General features: G+C 64.1%; 19 protein-coding genes. 10 read left to right on the top strand and 9 right to left on the bottom strand.

From position 1 onward, the window contains the following. Window positions 1-3: 3 nt before the first annotated feature. From RPB_RS13945 to RPB_RS13920, 6 genes are all read left to right on the top strand, one after another. The gene (locus tag RPB_RS13945; protein ID WP_011441655.1) at window positions 4-1,359 is read left to right on the top strand and encodes a pyruvate dehydrogenase complex dihydrolipoamide acetyltransferase; all 1,356 of its coding nucleotides are present in this window, start codon (window positions 4-6) and stop codon (window positions 1,357-1,359) included. Window position 1,360: 1 nt separating this feature from the next. Further along, window positions 1,361-1,741 carry a tautomerase family protein gene (locus tag RPB_RS13940; protein ID WP_011441654.1) on the top strand — a complete coding sequence of 127 codons (381 nt, stop codon included), beginning with the start codon at window positions 1,361-1,363 and terminating at the stop codon, window positions 1,739-1,741. Between the two features lie 46 nt (window positions 1,742-1,787). Next, window positions 1,788-3,209: a dihydrolipoyl dehydrogenase gene (gene lpdA, locus RPB_RS13935; RefSeq protein WP_011441653.1), complete on the top strand. Its 1,422-nt coding sequence runs from the start codon at window positions 1,788-1,790 to the stop codon at window positions 3,207-3,209. Between the two features lie 240 nt (window positions 3,210-3,449). Beyond that, window positions 3,450-3,872 (top strand): hypothetical protein, encoded by a 423-nt coding sequence (locus tag RPB_RS13930; RefSeq protein WP_198135110.1) that lies wholly within the window; start codon window positions 3,450-3,452, stop codon window positions 3,870-3,872. Continuing rightward, a complete protein-coding gene (locus tag RPB_RS13925; RefSeq protein WP_011441652.1) occupies window positions 3,859-4,680 on the top strand; it encodes a tetratricopeptide repeat protein in 822 nt (273 codons plus the stop codon). Before RPB_RS13930 ends, RPB_RS13925 begins: the two co-directional genes overlap by 14 nt. A 227-nt stretch (window positions 4,681-4,907) precedes the next feature. After that, complete coding sequence (locus RPB_RS13920; protein WP_011441651.1) at window positions 4,908-5,306, top strand: hypothetical protein; 399 nt, start codon at window positions 4,908-4,910, stop codon at window positions 5,304-5,306. Between the two features lie 53 nt (window positions 5,307-5,359). On the opposite strand, the gene RPB_RS13915 is transcribed toward RPB_RS13920, so the two are convergent. From RPB_RS13915 to xth, 6 genes are all read right to left on the bottom strand, one after another. Continuing rightward, window positions 5,360-6,112 carry an ABC transporter ATP-binding protein gene (locus RPB_RS13915; RefSeq protein WP_011441650.1) on the bottom strand — a complete coding sequence of 251 codons (753 nt, stop codon included), beginning with the start codon at window positions 6,110-6,112 and terminating at the stop codon, window positions 5,360-5,362. Continuing rightward, a complete protein-coding gene (locus RPB_RS13910; RefSeq protein WP_011441649.1) occupies window positions 6,109-6,879 on the bottom strand; it encodes an ABC transporter ATP-binding protein in 771 nt (256 codons plus the stop codon). The genes RPB_RS13915 and RPB_RS13910 overlap by 4 nt, the downstream gene beginning before the upstream one ends. Further along, window positions 6,876-8,111 (bottom strand): branched-chain amino acid ABC transporter permease, encoded by a 1,236-nt coding sequence (locus RPB_RS13905; RefSeq protein ID WP_011441648.1) that lies wholly within the window; start codon window positions 8,109-8,111, stop codon window positions 6,876-6,878. The genes RPB_RS13910 and RPB_RS13905 overlap by 4 nt, the downstream gene beginning before the upstream one ends. 4 nt (window positions 8,112-8,115) lie before the next feature. Beyond that, window positions 8,116-9,123, bottom strand: a complete 1,008-nt coding sequence (locus RPB_RS13900; RefSeq protein WP_011441647.1) for a branched-chain amino acid ABC transporter permease — start codon at window positions 9,121-9,123, stop codon at window positions 8,116-8,118. 222 nt (window positions 9,124-9,345) lie between these two features. Beyond that, entirely contained in the window at window positions 9,346-10,698 is a 1,353-nt protein-coding gene (locus RPB_RS13895; RefSeq protein WP_011441646.1) for a substrate-binding protein, read from the bottom strand. Between the two features lie 677 nt (window positions 10,699-11,375). Further along, on the bottom strand, window positions 11,376-12,167 hold the full coding sequence (gene xth / locus RPB_RS13890) for an exodeoxyribonuclease III (protein ID WP_041798250.1): 792 nt from the start codon (window positions 12,165-12,167) through the stop codon (window positions 11,376-11,378). A 150-nt stretch (window positions 12,168-12,317) separates the two neighbouring features. Here xth and RPB_RS13885 point away from each other — a divergent pair, with 150 nt between their 5' ends. The 3 genes from RPB_RS13885 to RPB_RS13875 are packed head-to-tail and all read left to right on the top strand — an operon-like array spanning window position 12,318 to window position 17,432. Continuing rightward, complete coding sequence (locus RPB_RS13885) at window positions 12,318-13,448, top strand: efflux RND transporter periplasmic adaptor subunit (RefSeq protein WP_011441644.1); 1,131 nt, start codon at window positions 12,318-12,320, stop codon at window positions 13,446-13,448. A gap of 4 nt (window positions 13,449-13,452) precedes the next feature. Continuing rightward, window positions 13,453-16,581 carry an efflux RND transporter permease subunit gene (locus RPB_RS13880; protein ID WP_011441643.1) on the top strand — a complete coding sequence of 1,043 codons (3,129 nt, stop codon included), beginning with the start codon at window positions 13,453-13,455 and terminating at the stop codon, window positions 16,579-16,581. After that, window positions 16,578-17,432, top strand: coding sequence for an amidohydrolase family protein (locus tag RPB_RS13875; RefSeq protein WP_011441642.1), 855 nt, complete (start codon window positions 16,578-16,580; stop codon window positions 17,430-17,432). Before RPB_RS13880 ends, RPB_RS13875 begins: the two co-directional genes overlap by 4 nt. Window positions 17,433-17,444: 12 nt before the next feature. On the opposite strand, the gene RPB_RS13870 is transcribed toward RPB_RS13875, so the two are convergent. The 3 genes from RPB_RS13870 to erpA form a co-directional block, all read right to left on the bottom strand. Beyond that, complete coding sequence (locus RPB_RS13870) at window positions 17,445-18,506, bottom strand: hypothetical protein (protein WP_011441641.1); 1,062 nt, start codon at window positions 18,504-18,506, stop codon at window positions 17,445-17,447. Next, window positions 18,503-19,522: a cache domain-containing protein gene (locus RPB_RS13865; protein ID WP_011441640.1), complete on the bottom strand. Its 1,020-nt coding sequence runs from the start codon at window positions 19,520-19,522 to the stop codon at window positions 18,503-18,505. The genes RPB_RS13870 and RPB_RS13865 overlap by 4 nt, the downstream gene beginning before the upstream one ends. Window positions 19,523-19,764: 242 nt before the next feature. Next, window positions 19,765-20,097 carry an iron-sulfur cluster insertion protein ErpA gene (gene erpA / locus RPB_RS13860; protein ID WP_011441639.1) on the bottom strand — a complete coding sequence of 111 codons (333 nt, stop codon included), beginning with the start codon at window positions 20,095-20,097 and terminating at the stop codon, window positions 19,765-19,767. A 108-nt stretch (window positions 20,098-20,205) separates the two neighbouring features. Here erpA and RPB_RS13855 point away from each other — a divergent pair, with 108 nt between their 5' ends. Continuing rightward, entirely contained in the window at window positions 20,206-21,420 is a 1,215-nt protein-coding gene (locus RPB_RS13855) for a deoxyguanosinetriphosphate triphosphohydrolase (RefSeq protein ID WP_011441638.1), read from the top strand. The last annotated feature ends 22 nt before the right edge of the window (window positions 21,421-21,442 follow it).

Genomic DNA, 21,442 nt, shown 5'->3' with positions numbered 1-21,442 from the left:
GCCATGCCGATCAACATTCTGATGCCCGCGCTGTCCCCGACCATGGAGAAGGGCAACCTTGCGAAGTGGCTGAAGAAGGAGGGCGACAAGGTCAAGAGCGGCGATGTCATCGCCGAAATCGAGACCGACAAGGCGACGATGGAAGTCGAGGCCGCCGACGAGGGCACGCTGGCGAAGATCCTGGTGCCGGAAGGCACCCAGGACGTTGCGGTCAACGCCGTGATCGCGGTGCTGGCCGGCGACGGCGAGGACGTTGCGACGGCCGGGGCAGGCGCTGGGAAGGCGGAAGCGCCGAAGGCAGAGGCCCCCAAAGCCGAGGCCCCCAAAGCGAATCTCGCGGAAGCCAAACCCGAGAAGGCCACCACGCCAGCCGCCAAGGACGGGGCGCCGCGCGCTGCTTCGCCCGAGGCCGCTCACACCAACGGCGCGCGCGTCTTCTCGTCGCCGCTGGCGCGACGGCTCGCCAAGGATTCCGGGATCGATCTGGCCCGCGTCGAAGGCAGCGGGCCGCACGGCCGCGTCATCGCCCGCGACATTGAAAAAGCCAAGGCCGGCGGCGGCCTCAAGGCGCCGGCAGCGGCTCCGGCTTCGTCCGCAGCGCCCAGCGTCGCGCCGTCGATGTCCGACCAGCAGATCCGCGCGCTATATCCGGAAGGCAGCTACGAGGTGGTGGCGCATGACGGCATGCGCCGGACGATTGCGCAGCGGCTGACGCAATCGACCCAGACCATCCCGCATTTCTATCTGACGATCGACTGCAATCTCGACCGGCTGATGGCCGCGCGCGAGGACATCAACGCCGCCGCCCCGAAAGACAAGGACGGCAAGCCGGCCTACAAGCTGTCGGTCAACGATTTCGTCATCAAGGCGATGGCGATCGCGCTGCAGCGTATCCCGGACGCCAACGTGTCGTGGACGGAAGCCGGAATGCTCAAGCACAAGCATTCCGACATTGGCGTCGCCGTCGCGATGCCGGGCGGACTGATCACCCCGATCATCCGCAGCGCCGAGACGGCGTCGCTGTCATATATCTCCGCGCAGATGAAGGATTTCGCCGCACGTGCTCGGGCGCGCAAGCTGAAGCCCGAAGAGTATCAGGGCGGCACCACCGCGGTGTCCAACCTCGGCATGTACGGCATCAAGGACTTCACGGCAGTGATCAACCCGCCGCACGCCACCATCCTCGCCGTCGGCACCGGCGAGCAGCGCCCGATCGTTTGTAACGGCCAGATCGAGATCGCCACGATGATGAGCGTGACGCTGAGCTGCGATCACCGCGCCGTCGACGGCGCGCTCGGCGCCGAACTGATCGGCGCGTTCAAGACGCTGATCGAAAATCCCGTGATGATGATGGTGTGACATGCCGCTAGTCCGGATTTCGCTGCGCGCCGGCAAAAGCGAGGCCTACCGGCAGGCGGTCGGCGAGGGCGTGTATCAGGCGCTGCGCGACACCTTCAACGTTCCTGAAGAAGACCGCTTCGTCGTCGTCTCGGAACATGGCGCGGCGGATTTCCAGTTCAGCAAGACCTACATGGACATCGCCCGGTCCGACGATCTGGTGATCATCCAGATCACGGTCAGCAACACCCGTAATGTCGCGCAGAAGCAGGCGCTGTATGCAAGGATCGCCGAGTTGCTGGCGCGTGAGCCGGGCGTGCGCGGCGAAGACGTGTTCATCAATCTGATCGAAGTCGCCAAAGAGAACTGGTCGTTCGGCAACGGCATTGCGCAATACGTCTGAGCCCTCGCGCGCCGCGTTCGACCCTATGAACTGATCCGGGGATCCCATGACCGACACCTCCTTCGACGTCATCATCATCGGCTCCGGCCCCGGCGGTTATGTCGCGGCGATCCGGGCGGCGCAGCTCGGCTTCAAGACCGCGATCGTCGAGAAATCCTATCTCGGTGGCATCTGTCTCAACTGGGGCTGCATCCCGACCAAGGCGCTGCTGCGTTCGGCCGAGGTCTACCACCTGATGCAACACGCCAAGGATTACGGGCTGTCGGCTGACAACATCAGCTACGATCCGAAGGCGGTGGTGGCGCGTTCGCGCGGGGTGTCGAAGCGGCTCAACGACGGCGTCGGCTTCCTCATGAAGAAGAACAAGATCTCGATCATCTGGGGCGCGGCGACGGTCGACGCGCCGGGCAAGCTCACCGTCGCGGCGTCGAAGACCGAGGCGCCGAAGGGCGCGCTGGGGCAGGGCAGCTATCAGGCCAAGCACATCATCGTTGCCACCGGCGCGCGGCCGCGCGTGCTGCCGGGGCTGGAGCCGGACAGGAAGCTGGTCTGGACCTATTTCGAGGCGATGGTGCCGGAGACCATGCCGAAGTCTCTGCTGGTGGTGGGCTCCGGCGCGATCGGCATCGAATTCGCGTCGTTCTTCCACACCATGGGCGCCGAGGTCACCGTGGTCGAGGTGCTGCCGCAGATTCTGCCCGTCGAGGACGCGGAGATCGCCGGCCTCGCCCGCAAGCGGTTCGAAAAGCAGGGCATCAAGATCCTAACCGGGGCCAAGGTGACCAAGCTCGACAAGAAGGCGGACAGCGTCGTCGCCACCATCGATCCCGGCACCGGCAAGGCCGAGACGCAGGAATTCGACCGGGTGATCTCGGCGGTCGGCGTGGTCGGCAATGTCGAGAATCTCGGACTGGAGAAGCTCGGCGTGAAACTCGACCGTGGCACCATCGTCACAGACGGCCTGGGCCAAACCAGCGTCCCCGGCATCTATGCGATCGGCGACGTCGCCGGTCCGCCGATGCTGGCGCACAAGGCCGAGCACGAGGGCGTGGTCTGCGTCGAGGCGATCAAGGGCCTGCATCCGCATCCGCTCGACAAGAGCCTGATTCCCGGTTGCACCTACTGCCATCCGCAGATTGCGTCCGTCGGCGTCACCGAGGCCAAGGCGAAGGAGCAGGGGCGGGAGGTCCGCATCGGCCGCTTCCCGTTCACCGCCAACGGCAAGGCGATCGCGCTGGGCGAGGACCAGGGCCTGGTCAAGGTGATCTTCGACAAGAAGACCGGCCAGTTGCTTGGCGCGCATATGATCGGCGCGGAGGTCACCGAGCTGATCCAGGGCTATGTGGTGGCGATGAACCTCGAGACCACCGAGGAAGAACTGATGCACACCATCTTCCCGCATCCGACACTGTCGGAAATGATGAAGGAAGCCGTGCTCGACGCCTACGGTCGCGTCCTCAACGCCTGACATTCCCCTCCGGTCGCACAGACGGTGGCCGTGCGGCAACGCTTGTTGCCTCGACGCCACAGTTCCGGATCATTTAACCGTCTTTGACGGTCGTTCTTGCGCGCGCCGCTTTTTAGCCACACCGCTCAATGAAATCATGATCACAGGATAAGGCGACAAAGATCAGGTCAAAGTCACCGGATGATCCCTGCCTTGGGGAGGCTCCGGGTGGGACCGACGGCCGGAGAAATCGGGTACGCAATGGACGCCAGGGTGCAGCGCAAATCGACGCTTCGCGGTCGCCGGACGACAGCGACCCACGCACGTGGGCACGACCGGTTTGCCGCAATGCTCAGCTTCGGCCGCGCTGAAACCCCAAAAAAGTCACCGTGTGCCGCGGGTTCGAAACTGGTCGGCCGTCATGTCGCCAAAGACATGAAGGATTTTGTCGGCTTGCAACTGCCGAAGATGATCTTGCGCAATCACCGCACCCGCATCGAACTTGGATCGTCCTCGTCTTGGGGCGGGGATGCCTTTGACAGAAAGTTGACCTCCGCCCACCCGGTGCCGCGCAAGTCCAAAGCCGGAAGCCGGAAGACCAACATTCGGTTGGGGGCGATTTGGATGGCGTCCCGGCTGAAGCCGGGCCTGGCCCGCGAGATGCAGTGCGATGCGGAAGTTTGAGCGTACAACCTTGATTGCGTTGGTGATGGGCGCCACGGCGGCCATGTCGCCGGCATTCGGCTTCGAGGGCACTCCCGTCAGCCCGGAGAACACCGCGATCCCGATCGCCTCGTCGCAGCCCGGCACCGCGCCTGTGCTGAAAAAGGCGATGCCGGCAGAGGCAGCCACCACCTCGCTGACGGCGCTGCAATATGCCGCCGAGGGCGGTCACCCGATTGCGCAATGGCGTCTCGGCCGGATGTATGCCGACGGCAACGGCGTGGTTCAGGACGATCTGCGCGCGTTTGACTATTTCAGCAAGATCGCCAACGCCCATGCCGAGGACAGCCCGTCCGCGCCGCAGGCCGCGATCGTGGCCAATGCCTTCGTTGCGCTCGGCCGTTACTATCTCGACGGCATCCCGAATTCGAAGGTCAAGCGCGACACGGAGCGGGCGCGGGAGATGTTCTCCTATGCGGCGTCGTATTTCGGCAATGCCGATGCGCAGTACGACTTGGCAAGGTTGTATATCGACGGTATTGGAATGCCGCGCGATTTCCGGTACGGCGCCCGCTGGCTAGGCCTCGCGGCGCAGAAAGGCCAGCACCAGGCCCAGGCGATGCTCGGCCAGTTGCTCTTCAACGGCGAAAAACTGCCGCGCCAGGCCGCTCGCGGCCTGATGTGGCTGACGCTCGCCCGCGACAGCGCTACGCCAGACGAGGCATGGATCAAGGACAGCTACAACAGGGCCTTCGCCAAGGCCTCCGACGACGACCGCGCCATGGCGCTGCAGATGCTCGAGCACTGGGTGCAGGGCCGACGCGACTGACGCGTCGGCAACGGACGCGTCGTCGTACCGACGGGGGCGGGCAGCGCGAATCTGGATCAGATCGTCCCTGATAGCTGTTGGTGTGACCGGCACGCTCCTTTCGACAATATACATGTCATTCTGACAGGATACTGTCCCTCGGCGGTTTGCACGGCTCGATCCGCCGCGCCGGCCGATGTCCTCGTCGGCCCAAGGCGGCGGGCGCCAGCTCTTCGGGTTGAGGACGCATGAATCGAACGCTCGCGGTCGCATCAGCACTCGCCGCCATCACCGCCTTTATCCACATTTTCATGGGTAGTCGCGGCGTGGTCGATCCGCTGTTGGCGTCGACGCTGGAGACATGGCCAAAGCTGGTTCTCCACGCTGTCTGGCACATGGGATCGGCAGCGCTGATTTTGTCGGCTGTCGCGCTATTCGTTGGCGGCTTGCCCCGGCACGCTGAGGCGTCACGCTATCTGGTCTGGTTCATCTCGGTATCGTGGTGCTGCTTTGCTGGCGTGTTCCTGGCCATCATTGCGCTTCAACCGGAGTCGGGCTGGCTCTTCAAGCTGCCACAATGGACACTGCTGTTGCCGGTCGGGCTGCTTGGCCTGTGGGCCAGCGCCCGGACAACCAAGAGCACGTGACGACACCCAAAGCGACGCGCCGCGGAGGAGGGCGCTGACGACGCCACCCGGGCTCAGATCGCCAGATATCTCAGACGCAGGTCCTCGCTGTCGAGAACTTCCTTAGCGGTGCCATCGAACACCACTTCGCCGGTGTCGAGAATGACGGCGCGATCCGACAGGTTGAGGGCGGCGACTGCGTTCTGCTCGACGATGATGGTGGTGATGCCCGCCGCGCGCACTTCCATCAGCGCCTTGGCGATGTCGTGCCGCACCACCGGGGCGAGGCCCTCATAGGGCTCGTCGAGCAACAGCAGCTTGAGGTCGCGGGCGAGGGCGCGGGCGATCGCCAGCATCTGCTGCTCGCCGCCCGACATCGTCACGCCTTCCTGCTTGCGCCGTTCGGCGAGCCGCGGAAACAGCTCGTAAATCCGCTCGAACGACCAGCCGACACTGCCGGAGATCACCGCGATCTGCAGGTTCTGCTCGACCGTCATGCCGGGAATGATCCGGCGGTCTTCTTGCACAAGCTGGATGCCCGCTTGCGCCGCGTAGTAATTCGGCTTGCCGTGCAGCTTGACGCCGTCGAGGATGACTTCGCCGGAATGCAGCTCGGGCGTCGACGCGCGCGCGATCGCCCGCAGCGTCGAGGTCTTGCCGGCGCCGTTGCGGCCGAGCAGCGCCAGGATCTCGCCCTTGTTGAGCGTGAACGAGACGTTCTGCACGATGTAGCTGTCGCCGTAATAGGCATTGATGTCACGACAGGAAAAGAACGGCGCGGCGCCGGCATGGCCCGCGTGGGGGCGTTCGATTGTCTTCGTGCTCATACCTGTTCCTCGCCAAGATAGGCTTCGATCACCTTGGGATTGCCCTTGATTTCGTCGGGGACGCCCTGCGCGATGACGCGACCGCCGGCCAGAACGGTGATGCGGTCGGCGAGCGAGAACACCACATGCATGTCGTGCTCGATGATGACGATGGTCATCCCCGAATCCTTGATCTGCCGCAGGATCTCGATGGTGGCGTTGGTGTCGGCGCGGGCCATGCCGGCGGTCGGCTCGTCGAGCAACAATAGTTTCGGCTTCTGCACCAGTCCGATCACCATCTCGAGCCGCCGCTTGTCGCCGCGCGAAAGCGCGCCGCCGAGATGATACAGATGCTCGCCCAGCCCACGCTCACGCAGCGCCTGGATGGCGCGCTGCCCGATCTCGCCCTGCTCGTCGAAACGGGACACCAGCTTGAGCCGGAACGCGCCGTCGCGATGCGACAGCATCGCCATCATCACGTTCTCGAGCACCGTGAGATCGCCGAAGATCTCCGGCGTCTGGAACACCCGTGCGACGCCGAGCTGGTTGATCTCGTAGGGCTTGAGCCCCGTCAGCTCGGTGCCGTGGAACATCACCTTGCCCTGGGTCGGCGGCAGCACGCCGACGCAGACGTTGAGCAGCGTCGACTTGCCGGCGCCGTTCGGCCCGATGATCGCGTGGGTTTCGCCCTCGCGGATATCCAGATTCACATCGGCCAACGCGTGCAGGCCCGCGAAGGTCTTGTGGACGTGGTCGATGTGCAGAACGATGTCGTTGGTCGCAATCATGGCGCAACGGCCCTCTTCTTCTCGGCAGTCTCGTTCTCGGCGACCTTCTTCTCGGCCGCCGCCGCGCCGTGACTCGACGGCATCTCTTCGATCACGCTCTCACCGAGGCCATCGCGCTGCGGCGAGTCGCCGAGCGACTTGACCCTTGGCGTGTGCTTGAAGCCGAGCAGCCGGTTGATGCCTTCCATAATGCCGCCGGGCAGGAAGATCACCACCGCCATGAACAACAGGCCGAGAGTGAGCTGCCAACCTTCGCCCACGAACAGGCCTGCGGTCTTGACCACCAGTTCGCGGACGCCATCCGGCAAGAAGGCGAACACGGCGGTCAGTTGCTGCTCGTTGTAGGCCGAGAAGATGTTCTCGAAATACTTGATGAGGCCGGTGCCGAGCACCGGACCGAGCAGCGTGCCGGAGCCGCCGAGGATGGTCATCAGCACCACCTCGCCCGACGCGGTCCACTGCATCCGCTCGGCGCCGACCAGCGGATCGGTCGCCGCCAGCAACGAGCCGGCCAGACCGGCGAACATGCCGGAAATCACGAAGGCGGACAGCAGATACGGCCTGGTGTGATAGCCGGTATATCCCATCCGGTTCTGGTTCGATTTGATCGCGCGGAGCGTCATGCCGAACGGCGAGCGGAAGATCGCGATCGACAGGCCGAATGCCGCCACCAGCACCGCGCCGCAAATGTAGAAGCCGGTCCATCCGGTGATCGGCAGGCCGAGCAGCGACGGCGTCGGCGAGACGTAGCCGAGCGCGGCGTCGAGATGCCGCGGATCCTGGCGCAACACGCGCAATCCGGTCTCGCCATTGGTGATCGGCGTCAGCACCGAATACGCCATATTGTAGCACATCTGCGCGAAGGCGAGCGTCAGGATCGAGAAGTAGATGCCCGAGCGCCGCAGGCTGATGAACCCAATCGCCAGCGCCAGCAGGCCCGCGAGGATGACCGAGAACGCCACCGCCGGCAGCAGGTCCATCGAGACCAGCTTGAACGACCACACCGCGGCGTAGGAGCCGACACCGAGAAACGCGGCGTGGCCGAACGACAGATAGCCGGTGAGACCGAACAGGATGTTGAAGCCGATCGCGAAGATGCCGTAGATCGCGAACTTCTGCAGAAGGTCGGGATAGCCGGCGCCGATCGGGGTGAAGATCACCGGCCCGAGCGCGACCACGATGGCAAAGCCGATCAACAGTGCGACGTCGGCGAGTTTGGAGGTATGCTTCATCTGATCAGCTCTCCATCACGCCCTTGCGCCCCAGCAGTCCGCGTGGGCGCACCAACAAGATCACGACGGCGACCAGATAGATGATGATCTGGTCGATGCCCGGCACCAGGCTCTTGACCTCGTTCATCGAGGCAAACGACTGCAGAATGCCGAGCAGGAACCCCGCCAGCACGGCGCCCGGCAGCGACCCCATGCCGCCGACCACCACGACGACGAACGACAGCACGAGAAAATCCATGCCCATGTGATAGTCGGGCGGCACGATCGGCGTGTACATCACTCCGGCAAGCCCTGCGACCACCGCGGCGAGACCGAACACGATTGTGAAGCGGCGCTCGATGTTGATGCCGAGCAGGCCGACCGTCTCGCGGTCCTGCATGCCGGCCCGAACGACCATGCCGAAGGTGGTGAGTTGTAGAAAGGCGAACACCGCCGCGATCACCGCCAGCGAAAACGCCAGATAGACGATGCGCCAGTACGGATAGACGATCGCCTCGGTCAACTGCAGGCTGCCGGAGAAAATCTGCGGCGCGGACTGCGCGATCGGGTTGGCGCCGAAGAAGTGCTTGACGATCTCCTGCAACACGATGGCGAGGCCGAAGGTGACGAGGATCTGGTCGGCATGCGGGCGCTTGTAGAAGAACCGGATCAGGCCGCGCTCGATGATGATGCCGATCAGCAGCATCACCGGAATCGCCAGCAGGATCGACGCCGGCACCGAGTAGTCGATCAAAATCTTGCCCCAGTCGCCGAGCATCGCCTGGACGTAGGGCGTCTTGACCTCGAGCGGCGACCCCCACGGGGTGGTCCGCGTCGGGTCGACTTTGACGATCTCCAAAGTCAGGAGCTTGTTGAACACCACGGCGCAGAACGCGCCGAGCATGAACAGCGCGCCGTGCGCGAAGTTCACCACGCCGAGCGTGCCGAAGGCGAGGGTCAGCCCGAGCGCGATCAGCGCATAGGCTCCTCCTTTATCGAGGCCGTTCAGGATCTGCAGAAAAATGGCGTCCATGCGTCGTCAATCTCCCATCGAGCCACGCGCGGCGCGTGTCCACGAAATCGTCCGGCGACGAAAATCGTCACCTCGAAACTGGTATTGGCTGTACGAGCGTTGCCATGTCGTGACGGCTACCGTCGCAAGACACAGCCGGCCGGCTGCGTCGCCAGAACGCAACCGACCGGAATAGGAGTCCAGGCCTACCGAATTGCTTGCGGCAAATCCGACAGGGTCAGATTATCCGCACTTCTTGGCGTCCTTGGAGCCGAGTTCGCCGCCGAAGATGCTCGGGTCATAGGTGACCTGAGACGCCGGCACGATCTTCCGGACCTCGAGCAGGTCGAACTTGTCCTTCGGCTTGTCCTTGCCCTGCACCACCAGCACGTCCTTGAAGCACTGATGGTCGGCGGCGCGGTACAGCGTCTTGCCGTTGCCCATGCCGTCGAACTCGAAGCCTTCCAGCGCCTTGATCACGGCAGACGGGTTGAAACTGCCGGCACGCTCGCAGGCGTCGGCGTAGAGGATCGCCTGAACGTAGCAGGTCTGGGCGGCCTGCGACGGCGGCGTGCCATAGGCCGCACCGAACGACTTGGTGAAGGCGCTGGTCGCTGCGTCTTCCAGCTTCCAGTCCCAATTGGCGGTGCCGTAGATGCCCTTGATCGCATCGCCGGCGCCTTGCGCCATCAGTTCAGAGAACAGCGGAACGACGATTTCAAACTTCTTGCCGTTCGCCATCTTGTCGCGCAGGCCGAACTGCACCGCCTGGGTCAAGGAGTTGATCATGTCCTTGCCGTAGTGGTTCAGGATCAGCACGTCGGCGCCGGAATTCAGCACCGGGGTGATGTACTGCGAGAAGTCGGCAGCGCCGAGCGGGGTGCGGACGGCCTTGACCGTCTTCCAGCCCTGCTTTTCGGTCGCATCCTTCATCGACTCTTCCTGGGTCCAGCCCCAGGTGTAGTCGGCGGTCAGGTGATAGGCGGCGCGGTCCTTGCCATAGGCTTCGGAGAGCACCGGTCCAAGCGCCACGCCCGACATATAGGCGTTGAAGAAGTGGCGGAAGCCGTAGGCGCGCTTGTCCTTGCCGGTGGTGTCGTTGGAGTGGGTGAGGCCGGCCATGAAGATCACGCCGACGTCCTGACACAGCGATTGCACCGCGACCGCTTCGGCCGACGACGAGCCGCCGGTGATCATGATCGCGCCGTCCTTCTCGATCATGCGCTTGGCGGTGGCGCGCGCCTGATCGGCCTTCGTCTGGGTGTCGCCGGAGACGTAGGCGACCTTCTTGCCGAGCACGCCGTTGCCCTTCAGCGCCAGCGGCTTCATGGTCTTGAGCATGCCGCCATCGCCCTCACCATTGAGGTGCTTGACGGCGAGCTGATAGGCCTTGAGTTCATCCATGCCTTCATCGGCATAGGCGCCGGACTGCGGCACGTTGAAGCCGAACGTGACTTCCTTGCCCTTGGGCATGTTGCAGAAGTCGTCGGCCCAGGCGTCGCGGATGAAGAACGTCGGCGTTGCCAGCGCGGCCGCGCCGGCAAGCCCGGTCTTGAGTGCAGTTCTACGATTGATGATGAGCTTGTCGTTGGCCATGTTTCCTCCTCGGCGTTTCAACATCAGCGCTTCTTGTTACCGTCGCTCCCACACATGCGAGATCGTTCGGCCAGAGCTTTGGTCGCTTCTGGAGGCATGTTCGTGTTTCGGAGTTGAATCCGTCAACCGCTACGTTTGGTGTAGGCGCGCGACAATTACTTCGCTCGAGAGATCATGGTGCAATGCAACGGATATGGAAATGAGACTCGACGGAAAGCCCTGCAGTCGTGTGCTTTTTACGTAGTTGGTCAACGGAACGAGCGATGGAGTCGAAGCCGATCGTACCGGTCGAAGACCCGGCTCAATCCTCGCGTCAAATAGCCGCGGTAACTGCGTGAACCGACATCGGAAAGCCTTGGCGGTATTTACTGGCGCGACTTCACCTCGAACTCGCTCCCGGTTCGCCGATCCGGCCCGCGTGCCGCGCGAGCAGGTCGCGCAAGACGGTGGTCGCATGAGATGGCGGCGTCAGGTGCTACACGCCGCTTGAACCATAGCGGCGCGGCCGTTCCCGGCGCCGGCGGTATCGTTGACAATGATCGCAGCAACAAAGCGATGGCTGTACGATGAGGAGCGGCGATCGCTCAGGTGCACACGAAACATCGGCGACGGTCGGTTTTGGGCTTGGCCAGACCGAATTTCGCTACGGAGCTTTGCTTGGATCAAGCCCCGAAGCCTCAGGCGGCATCCAGATCGAAATCCGCCCACACCGGCACGTGGTCGGACGGCTTCTCCCAGTTCCGCACGTAAGCGTCGATGCCGACATTGCGGAGCCGGTCGGTAGCCTGCGGCGACAGCAGCAGGTGGTCGATCCGCAGTCCCCAATTCTTCTGCCAGGCTCCGGCCTGGTAGTCCCAGAATGTGTATTGGCCCGGCGCGTCGGTGGAGGCGCGCAGCGCATCGGTGAGTCCGAGGCCGAGCAGAGCCTGGAAACTCTCCCGCGTCTGCGGCCGGAACAATGCATCATCGACCCAGCCGGCCGGGTTGTGGACGTCGATGGGTTGCGGGATCACGTTGAAGTCGCCGGCCAGGATCAGCGGCTCCTCGGTTTTCAGGCGCTGCTGCGTGTACTCGAGAAGCCGCGACATCCAGCGTAGCTTGTAGGGATATTTTTCACTCTCGACCGGATTCCCGTTAGGCAGATAGAGGCAGGCGACACGGACCACGCCGCGCTTCAGCGACACAACGCCTTCGAGGAATCGGGCGTGAGTATCATCGTCGTCGCCGGCGAGGCGAGGGGTGGCTTCCTCCAGCGGATATTTCGACAGCAATGCGACGCCATTGAACGTCTTCTGGCCGTGGGTGACGACATTGTAGCCGAGCGCTTCGATCGCCTCGCGCGGAAACGCCTCGTCGACGCACTTGATCTCCTGCAGGCACACCACGTCCGGCGCGCACTCGTTCAGCCAACTGACCAGGTGATCCAGTCGCTGCCTGACAGAGTTTACGTTCCAGGTTGCGATCCGCATGTCGTTATCCGTCGGTTCAAAAATCCGGGCTGGTGCCATACCATGGTTGCGGGGGCTGTGGTAAGCCTCAGAAAAATCGGGCGTAATGACGCCTCGGGAGCGCGCGGGCGGTGGATGCCGTCGGGCGTGGCAAGATCAACGCGGAGCGTCATGGCCAAACGTCGCTGGATCATCATTGCCTGCTTTCTGGGCATTTCCGCAGGGGCCGCTGTTGTCCTGCAGCCGTACTGGTCGAAAAGCCAGGTCGCGACCAAAAGCGCGCCGCGGACGCGTGTGGTCACGGTCGATCTGGACAAGGCGGTGCGGAAACCGATCCCGGTCGATGTCGACGCGATCGGCATGGTGACGCCGATCTCCAGCGTTGCGCTGAAATCCAGGCTCGAAACCACCATCGTCGACGTCCATTTCGAGGACGGCGCGCGGGTCAAGCAAGGCGATCTGTTGTTCACGCTCGACTCGCGCCAGATCGACGCCCAGATCGAGCAGGCCGAAGGCAATCTCGCCCGCGACCGCGCCCAGCTCGCCGGCGCCGAACGGGACTTGCGCCGCTATAACGAATTGATCGGGAAGGGCGCCACCACCCAGGTCAACCTCGACAACGCCAAGACCCAGGCCGACATCCTCGCGGGAACCATCAGGGGCGCCCAGTCGGCGCTGGATAATCTGCGGGTCCAGAAAAGCTATACTGCGATCCGCGCGCCGTTCTCCGGCCGGATCAGCGCCGCCAACGTCAAAATCGGCAATTTCGTCCGCCCCGCGGACACCGCGCCGTTGGCGACGATCAACCAGATGGCGCCGGTCTATGTCACTTTCGCCGTCCCGCAGCGGGTTCTGGTCGATCTGCGCGATGCGATGAAAGCAGGCGCCACCAAGGTGGTCGCTACCATTCCCGGGAGCGGCCGATCCGAGGAGGGCAAGGTGGCAATGGTCGAGAACACCGTCGACGCCACCACCGGCATGGTCACGGTCCGCGGCGTCATGGAAAACAGCAACGAGACGCTGTGGCCGGGAACGCTGGTCAATACCAAGCTCACCGTTCGGACCGAGGAGGCCGTTGCGGTGCCCACCGTGGCGGTGCAACGCAGTCAGGGCGGCAATTTTGTGTTCGTGATCAAGAACGGCGTTGCGCACGTCCAGCCGGTCACCGTCAGCCGCACCTTCATGGGAGAGTCCGTCATCACCGATGGCCTTGCTGGCGGCGAAGACGTGGTGACGGACGGCCAGTTGCTGCTGTCGGAAGGCACCAGGGTCGAGCCGCGCAGCCGCAGGGCCGGAGCCTGAGACCATGACCCTTTCCGAGCTGTGCATCCGGCGGCCGGTTCTGACCACGCTGATCACCGCGTCGATCATCGCCTTCGGGATCTTCGGCTATCGACTGCTGCCGGTTTCGGCGTTGCCGAAAGTCGATTTCCCGACCATTGCGGTGACGGCGACGCTTCCGGGCGCCAGCGCCGACACCATGGCGGCGTCGGTCGCCGGCATCATCGAGCGCCAGCTCTCGACCATCGCCGGCATCTCCTCGATGTCGTCGAACTCGTCGCAGGGCACCTCGGTCATCACCATCCAGTTCGACCTCGGCCGCAATATCGATGCCGCCGCGCTCGACGTCCAGACCGCGCTGACGATCGCGCAGCGGCGCCTGCCGATCGAGATGACGACGCCCCCGAGTTTTCGAAAAGTGAACCCGGCGGAGTTCCCGGTGCTGTTCGTGGCGTTGAGTTCGCCGACGCTGCCATTGTCTGCGGTCAACGAATACGGCGACATCACCATCGGGCAGGCTCTGTCGCAGATTCCCGGCGTCGCTCAGGTGACGATCTACGGCGCGCAGAAGTTCGCCATTCGGGTCCAGGCCGATCCGGAAGCCGCTGCGGCACGTGGATTGTCGCTCGAAGACATCCGCATCGCGGTGGCGCGCGCCAATTCCTCGACCCCGGTCGGCACCATGAGCGGGCCGAAGCAGGACTTCGCGCTGCAGGCCTCCGGCCAGATGGACAAGGCGGTCGACTACCGCCACATCGTGGTGGCCTGGCGCAACGGCTCGCCGGTCAAGCTCGATGAAGTCGCCCGGGTCTACGACAGCGTCGAGAACGACCGGCTGGCGACCTGGTTCAACGGCGAGCGCTCGATCGTGCTTGCGATCCAGAAACAACCCGACGCCAACACCGTGGCCGTGGTGGACGGCGTCCGCGCCAAGCTGCCGTCATTGCGCGCCCAGATCCCGCCCTCGGTCGCGATGACCGTGATGATGGACCGCTCTGTGTCGGTGCGGCAGGCGGTGTTCGACGTCCAGGAGACATTGGCGATCGCCGTTGTGCTGGTCGTGCTGGTGATCTTCCTGTTCCTGCGCAAGGCGTCCGCGACCTTCATCCCGGCGCTGGCGGTGCCGATCTCGCTGCTCGGCACCTTCGCCGTGATGTACATGCTCGATTTCTCGATCAACAACATGACGCTGCTGGCGCTGACGCTGTCCGTCGGCTTCGTCGTCGACGACGCCATCGTCATGCTCGAGAACATCATGCGCCACGTCGAGCAAGGCATGCGACCGTTCGATGCGGCGCTGAAGGGGGCGCGCGAAATCGGCTTCACCATCATCTCGATCACCTTCTCGCTGATCGCGGTGTTCATCCCGGTGCTGCTGATGGGCGGCATTGTCGGCCGCGTATTCCGCGAATTTTCCGTCACCATCGCTGTGGCGATCCTGGTGTCGGGCTTCGTGTCGCTGACGCTGACGCCGATGCTGTGCGCGCGAATGCTCAAGGCGCACGACCCGCACAAGAAGGAAAACATCGTCCTGCGCGGCTTCGAGACGATGTTCAGCCGCTGGCTGCGCGGCTACGAATGGGCGCTCGACCGCGTGCTGGCGCACAAATTCCTGATGCTGATGGTGACCTTCGCCACGCTCGGCGGCACGATCTATCTCTACATGGTCGTGCCTAAAGGGTTCTTTCCGCAGGAAGATACCGGCTTCCTGATCGGCGTCACCGAGGCCGCGACCGACACCTCGTTCGAGGCGATGAAGGATCGCCAGCTCGCGCTGGTCGAGGTCATCAAGACCGATCCGGCTGTCGACTACATCAACAGCACGGTCGGCGCCGGCGGCCCGAATGCCACCGCGAATTACGGCCGGCTGTTCGTCGCCCTGAAGCCGATCAAAGAGCGCGATCCGGCCGCCAAGGTGATCACGCGTTTGCGGCAGAAGGCCGGACAGATCCCCGGAATGCAGGTGTTCTTCCAGAGCATCCAGAATCTGTCGATCGGCGGCCGCATTTCCAAAAGCCAGTATCAATATGTGATGCAGAGCGGCGACACCGAGGCGCTGTACCGCCTCGCCCCGGAGATGCGTGACAAGATCGCCAGATTGCCGGGCCTGCTCGACGTCACCACTGATCTTTACATCAAGAACCCGCAAATGACGATCGAGATCGACCGCGAAAAGGCGGCCGTCTATGGCATCACCGTCGATCAGGTGCGCAACCAGCTCTACAACGCCTACGGTGCACGGCAGATCGGCACGATCTACATGCCGTCGAACGACTATCAGATTATCCTCGAGGTGCAGCCGCAGTTCCGCGGTGATCCGAACGACATCTCGAAGCTCTATCTCAAGACCGGCAACAACCAGACCATTCCGATCGACGCGGTGGCCAAGATGGTGCCCACCGTCGGCCCGCTGCAGATCAATCACCAGGGTCAGCAGCCCGCGGTGACGATCTCGTTCAATCTCGCGGAAGGCCAGTCGCTCGGCGCCGCGGTCGATCGCATCACCCAGATCGAGCAGGAGTCCAATTTGCCGGTCACGATCGTGACCGGGTTCTCCGGCACGGCCCAGGTGTTTCAGGAAAGTCTGCGCGGGCAGGGCGTGTTGATCCTCGCCGCAGTGTTCGCGGCGTTCGTGATCCTCGGCATCCTGTACGAGAGCTTCATCCACCCGATCACCATCATCTCCGGCCTGCCGTCGGCCGGTATCGGCGCGATCCTGACGTTGATGCTGTTCGACATGGAGCTCTCGGTGATCGCGATGATCGGCATCGTGATGCTGGTCGGTATCGTCAAGAAGAATGCGATCATGATGGTCGATTTCGCCCTGGAGCGGCGGCGCGTCGGGCTGTCGGCCGAGCACGCCATCCGCGAGGCGGCACTGCTGCGGTTCCGACCGATCATGATGACGACCTTCGCCGCGATCTTCGGCACGCTGCCGATCGCGCTCGGCACCGGCGCTGGCGCTGAGCTGCGTCAGCCGCTCGGCGTCGCCGTGGTCGGCGGGCTGTGCGTTTCGCAATTGCTGACGCTGTTCATCACCCCGGTGATCTACATCTATCTCGACAAGATCGATCGCAAGCTGAAGCGCCGGCTCGAGCCGCAGCACGAGGAATTGCCCGACGGCGAGCGCCCGCGGGCGGTGGCGGCGGAATGAGGTCGCGCCTGTCGGTGCGTCGGGTGGTTGCGAGCCTCGTCGCGTTCGGGCTGATCGGGCTGGCCTCCGGTCGAAGCATGGCCGTCGAGCCGATCGAAATCTTCGATGCGCATCTGCACTACAACTGGGAGCCTGCGCCCTACTATCAGCCGGATGAAGTCTTGGCGTTGCTGAAGCGCCATCGCGTCACCGGAATCCTCGCGACCAGCCGCCCCAACAAGGGCACCCATGTGCTGATGGAGGCCAACGCGGATGGGCTGCAAATCGTGCCGTTCATTCGGCCCTATCGGGTTCGGCCGGACATCCAGACCTGGTTCAGGGACCCGGTGATCTTCGATCTGGTGCAGGACGAGTTCAAGCGCGGATACTACCGCGGCATCGGCGAATTTCACCTGACCGGCTCGGCGGCCGACACCGAAGTGGTGAAGAAGACCGTCGATTTCGCGGTTGCACACGACCTCTATCTGCACGCCCACGCCGACGAGGACGCCGTCGAGATCCTGATGCGGCACAATCCGCGCGCTCGGATCATCTGGGCGCATACCGGTTTCGGCCTTTCGACCGATCGCGTCGCCGCGCTACTCGAAAGATATCCCAAGCTGGTGGGCGAGCTGTCCTATCGCAGCGGGATCGTTGGCGGCGGCGGTGCGTTGACGCCGGAGTGGCGCGCGTTGATCGAGCGGTTTCCCGATCGCTTTCTGCTCGGGTCGGACACCTGGGTCAACGAGCGCTGGGCGGCCTATGGCGAGATCATGGCCGGTTATCGGGCTTGGCTCGTGCAGCTGCCACCTGCCACCGCAGCGAAAATCGCGCACGGCAATGCGCGGGCGCTGTTCGCCGACGCGCGTTGATCGATGACCACCTCACGCCGGTAGACCGCGCACCACAAGCGCCAGGCACAGGATCACCATGATCGACGGCAGCGCCCATCTGCTGTGCGCACGAATTCCGGACGCGAGCCCATGTAGTCGCGCGGTCGGATCGGCGCAGGGCTTCCACAGCAGGGCATCGATCAGGACGACCACCACGAGATAGAAATAGCCGAGCGAGATGATCTTGGCGATCGGGGTGTTCAGCGAGATCGAGCCGGGAAAGCTCGCCTCGTAGGTGAAGCTGATCGCCGCCAGGGCCAGCAGAGCCGAGAACACCAGGCCGCCGTGATCCTTCGGCGCCGCGCCCGGAATCCACAGCACGAACAGCGACACCGCCAGCGTCGACAGGATCGGGATGAACAGCCGGAGCAGATAGCGCTCGGACAGCCGCTCGATCCCGACCGTCGAGTTGAGCCGCGAATAGCTGCGTGCGTTCCAGCCGGTCGCTTCGTCATAGAAGAAGGTCAGATCGAGCGGCCGCCAGTCGATCACCGACAGCTTGTTGTCGATCCGGGAGAACTGACGATCCGATTCTGTGGTGACGAGCATCGCTTCTTGCTTGGCGTAGCGCGGCAGCGAGAACGACAGCGTCAGCTTCTGGCGATCGATCGGAAACGCCGACATGTCGATCGCGACGCGGAAGTCGGCTTCGTAGCGCTCCACCATCACGATGCTGCCGTCGGCGTAGGCCGAGATCGCCTGGGTTCTGGAGCGCGGTTCGCCGATTTGGTTGTCGATCGCGACGCCCGGCGTCCAAATTCCCGCGAGGAACTGATCGGCTTCTGCGCCGACGCGATCGACGCGGGTCGCGCCGACCTCGACCGGATCGAATCGCCGGCGCGGGTCGGTCCAGCGTTGCGTGACTTCAATGTGGAGCCGGGCGCGACCGGCGACTTCCTTGACCTCGGTGATGTCGAGGACGTGCAGTCCGACCCGCACCTGCATCGGCAGTTCGACGCCGTCAGGCACGCCTTCCTTGCCGGCGCGCGCCTGGGCCGGGTCGGCGAGCAAGCCCGCGGCCAACAAGATAAGCAGTGTCAGCAGTTCTCTCATCCCTGCGGGCCGCCGCGCATGGCGATCATCCGCGCCATCACCGCGAAGACGACAAAGGCGAGGATGGCGCCGATCAGCGCCGCCGCGATCAGCTCGGTGCGTGTCCGCTGCAGAGCCGCGCCATGTGTCGGGAAGACTTTGACGGCGGCGACGTTTCCGATCATCCGGCCGGAAAAATCGATCAGCGGCTGTACCAGAACAGCGCCGCTGTCGTCGCGAATCCGATACGAAGCCACTTCGCGGGTGCGTGCCAGCCGGATTGCGCCCTCGCGCAGCAGGCCACTGAACAATGGCATATCGGTCGAGGCCAATGCGATCAGGTCACCGAATTGTTCGCCGGCGCTAGTATTGCCGGCACCATGCGGCGGCAGGCCTGTGAGCGATTGGCTGAGCACCACGGCGATGTCGGCGTTGGTCAGCGTTTTGACCTGCTCGAGGATCGGTTCGAGGTTGAGGCCGGCCTCCACCGTGCCGACGAAGCGGTCGCCGTCGTGGATCACCGCAATGCCGCGCACGAAGGTGCCGGCGACGCCGATTTCGAGCCCGACTTGCGAGTGCCTGGTCTTGTTGGCGGCGAGCACCATCGGACGAATCTTGGTCAGGTCGTCGCCGAATTTGTCGGGCAGGTGCAGTCGCAGCAGATAGGTCATGTCGGCGGCGTGAAAGCCGAACACCGGCACGCCCTGTGTCTTGAGATAATTGTAGGTGCCGCCGGCAAGGTTGGACAGTGCGGCGCGATCACCGGCCGCCAGAGCGCCGCTTATCCCGGTCTGGCGGGCAGTCGTCTCGGCCTGGGTCAGCGCGAAGCGTCCGGCCTGATCCAGCGCCGAGGTGATCGCTTGGCTGACCGCGGCCATCTGGTTGTCGCGGTCGCGCGCGATCACCTCGTTCTGCATCGAGAAGGTGATCGCGATCATGACGCCGAAGAGCGCCGCCAGCACCAGCGCGGTGATCAGGCCGACGCGGAAGCTGGTGAGGGGACGGGGAGGGAGCGGGACGCTGGCAGGCACAGGCATCGACAATTCCAGACGCGCATGACCCGTCGTCGACCTGCGCGCGGGCGCAGGCCGTGTCCGTCCAACGTACTGTTCGCGATGCTGGTCCGGCGGATCGTTCGAGTGCCGCCATTAATGCAAGTGGGAACCGTGAGCAATGATGTGTGCTGCGTTTTTCTTGACGCAGCGTCTCAGCATCGACAGCCCAATTTTCTGCTCCGGGGAGCAGCAAACCAAGCGGCGCGCGCTCCGTTCAAAGGGTGTCAGATCGAGAAACTCGTCCCGCAGCCGCAGGATGCGGTGGCGTTCGGGTTGTTGACCCGGAACGACGCGCCAATCAGGTCGTCGACGAAGTCGACTTCCGAGCCGGCGAGGAACGGCGCCGAGGCGGAATCGACCAGCACGACGGCGCCGTCGCGTGCGATAACGACGTCGTCGTCGGTCCGGGCGCGATCGACGTCGAACTTGTACTGGAATCCCGAGCAGCCGCCGCCCTCGACGCTGATCCGCAGCATCGCGCCGTCGCCTTCGCCCTTCAGGATCTCGCCGATCCGGCGCGCCGCCCGTTCGCTGATGGTGACGCTTGAGTCGGTCATGTGTCGCTCCATATCCCCTGCGGGGATTGTGCCGTCATTGGATTTCCATGCAAGCCATAGTTAAGTGCACCCTGCCGCAGAATCAAACGGGTCGGGGGTCGCTTCAGCGTGTCGGTCGGAATGGCAGCTCCTCGCGCAGCTTTTAGCTGCGACCCGGACCGCAGCCGCGGCCGGCAATTCGCCGAGCCGCCGAGCAGCAACCGCAGCGCGTTCCGCCGCGATTGCGACCGGGTGATCCATTCCAATGCCTTCCGTCGGCTGAAGCACAAGACCCAAGTCTTCGTGTTTCACGAGGGCGATCATTACCGCACCCGGCTGACCCACAGCCTGGAAGTGGCCCAGATCGCCCGCGCCATCGCGCGCCAGCTCGGGCTCGACGAAGATCTGACCGAGACGCTGGCGCTGGCGCACGACCTCGGCCATCCACCGTTCGGCCATGCCGGCGAGCGAGCGCTCGACGCCTGTCTGCGAGACCACGGCGGGTTCGACCACAACGCGCAGACGCTGCGGGTGCTGACGGCACTTGAGCACCGCTATCCAGGCTTCGACGGGCTGAACCTGACCTGGGAAACGCTCGAAGGCGTGGTCAAGCACAACGGCCCGCTGACCGATCGCACCGGAGCGCCGCTGCCGCGCCATGCCGAGCGTGGCGTGCCGATCGGCATTGCCGAATTCAGCCAACGCTTCGATCTCGAAATATGGAGCTTCGCCTCGCTCGAAGCCCAGGTCGCGGCGCTTGCCGACGACATCGCCTACGACGCCCACGACATCGACGATGGTCTTCGCGCCGGGTTGTTCCGGGTCGACGATCTGCGCGCCGTGCCGCTGACCGCCGCCCTCATAGATGGCATTTCGCGACGCTATCCGGCGCTGGGCGAGAGCCGTCGCGGCGCCGAACTCGTCCGCGAGCTGATTTCGCATCTGATCGGCGCCGTCACGGCAGAGACCATGCGCCGGCTCGGCGAGGCGGCGCCACGATCGGTCGAGGACGTGCGCCACGCCAGCACGGCGATGGTCGCGTTTCCGTCCGAAACGGCCGTCGCGGAGGCCGAGATCAAAGCCTTTCTCTGGACCCATATGTACCGCGCCGAGCGGGTCATGGCGGTGATGCGGGACGCCGAGGCGATCGTCGCCGACCTGTTCCGGCGGTATTGCGAGCATCCCGCCGACCTGCCGCCGGACTGGCTGCCGGCCGATGGCCCAGTGGCCGAATGCGAGGCCGACCGCTTTCGCCGGATCCGTAATTTCATCGCCGGCATGACCGACCGCTACGCTTTGACCGAACATCAGCGGCTTTTTGACTCGACCCCGGATTTGCGTTAGGCGGCCCGACCGGCCGGAAATG

It is taken from the genome of Rhodopseudomonas palustris HaA2, from assembly GCF_000013365.1.
Classification (GTDB): Bacteria; Pseudomonadota; Alphaproteobacteria; order Rhizobiales; family Xanthobacteraceae; genus Rhodopseudomonas; species Rhodopseudomonas palustris_J.
Note: the sequence above shows the minus strand (reverse complement) of the source record. Positions and strands in the feature narration are given on the sequence as shown.

Bases quoted from the DNA above. Each gene is read 5' to 3' on its own strand.
- RPB_RS13920 (WP_011441651.1), top strand. From the start codon at position 4,908: ATGAATCGAACGCTCGCGGTCGCATCAGCACTCGCCGCCATCACCGCC.
- RPB_RS13895 (WP_011441646.1), bottom strand. From the start codon at position 10,698: ATGGCCAACGACAAGCTCATCATCAATCGTAGAACTGCACTCAAGACC.
- RPB_RS13915 (WP_011441650.1), bottom strand. From the start codon at position 6,112: ATGAGCACGAAGACAATCGAACGCCCCCACGCGGGCCATGCCGGCGCC.
- RPB_RS13900 (WP_011441647.1), bottom strand. From the start codon at position 9,123: ATGGACGCCATTTTTCTGCAGATCCTGAACGGCCTCGATAAAGGAGGA.
- erpA (WP_011441639.1), bottom strand. From the start codon at position 20,097: ATGACCGACTCAAGCGTCACCATCAGCGAACGGGCGGCGCGCCGGATC.
- RPB_RS13875 (WP_011441642.1), top strand. From the start codon at position 16,578: ATGAGGTCGCGCCTGTCGGTGCGTCGGGTGGTTGCGAGCCTCGTCGCG.
- RPB_RS13910 (WP_011441649.1), bottom strand. From the start codon at position 6,879: ATGATTGCGACCAACGACATCGTTCTGCACATCGACCACGTCCACAAG.
- RPB_RS13885 (WP_011441644.1), top strand. From the start codon at position 12,318: ATGGCCAAACGTCGCTGGATCATCATTGCCTGCTTTCTGGGCATTTCC.
- RPB_RS13925 (WP_011441652.1), top strand. From the start codon at position 3,859: ATGCGGAAGTTTGAGCGTACAACCTTGATTGCGTTGGTGATGGGCGCC.
- RPB_RS13930 (WP_198135110.1), top strand. From the start codon at position 3,450: ATGGACGCCAGGGTGCAGCGCAAATCGACGCTTCGCGGTCGCCGGACG.
- RPB_RS13880 (WP_011441643.1), top strand. From the start codon at position 13,453: ATGACCCTTTCCGAGCTGTGCATCCGGCGGCCGGTTCTGACCACGCTG.
- RPB_RS13945 (WP_011441655.1), top strand. From the start codon at position 4: ATGCCGATCAACATTCTGATGCCCGCGCTGTCCCCGACCATGGAGAAG.
- RPB_RS13905 (WP_011441648.1), bottom strand. From the start codon at position 8,111: ATGAAGCATACCTCCAAACTCGCCGACGTCGCACTGTTGATCGGCTTT.
- lpdA (WP_011441653.1), top strand. From the start codon at position 1,788: ATGACCGACACCTCCTTCGACGTCATCATCATCGGCTCCGGCCCCGGC.
- xth (WP_041798250.1), bottom strand. From the start codon at position 12,167: ATGCGGATCGCAACCTGGAACGTAAACTCTGTCAGGCAGCGACTGGAT.
- RPB_RS13870 (WP_011441641.1), bottom strand. From the start codon at position 18,506: ATGAGAGAACTGCTGACACTGCTTATCTTGTTGGCCGCGGGCTTGCTC.
- RPB_RS13940 (WP_011441654.1), top strand. From the start codon at position 1,361: ATGCCGCTAGTCCGGATTTCGCTGCGCGCCGGCAAAAGCGAGGCCTAC.
- RPB_RS13865 (WP_011441640.1), bottom strand. From the start codon at position 19,522: ATGCCTGTGCCTGCCAGCGTCCCGCTCCCTCCCCGTCCCCTCACCAGC.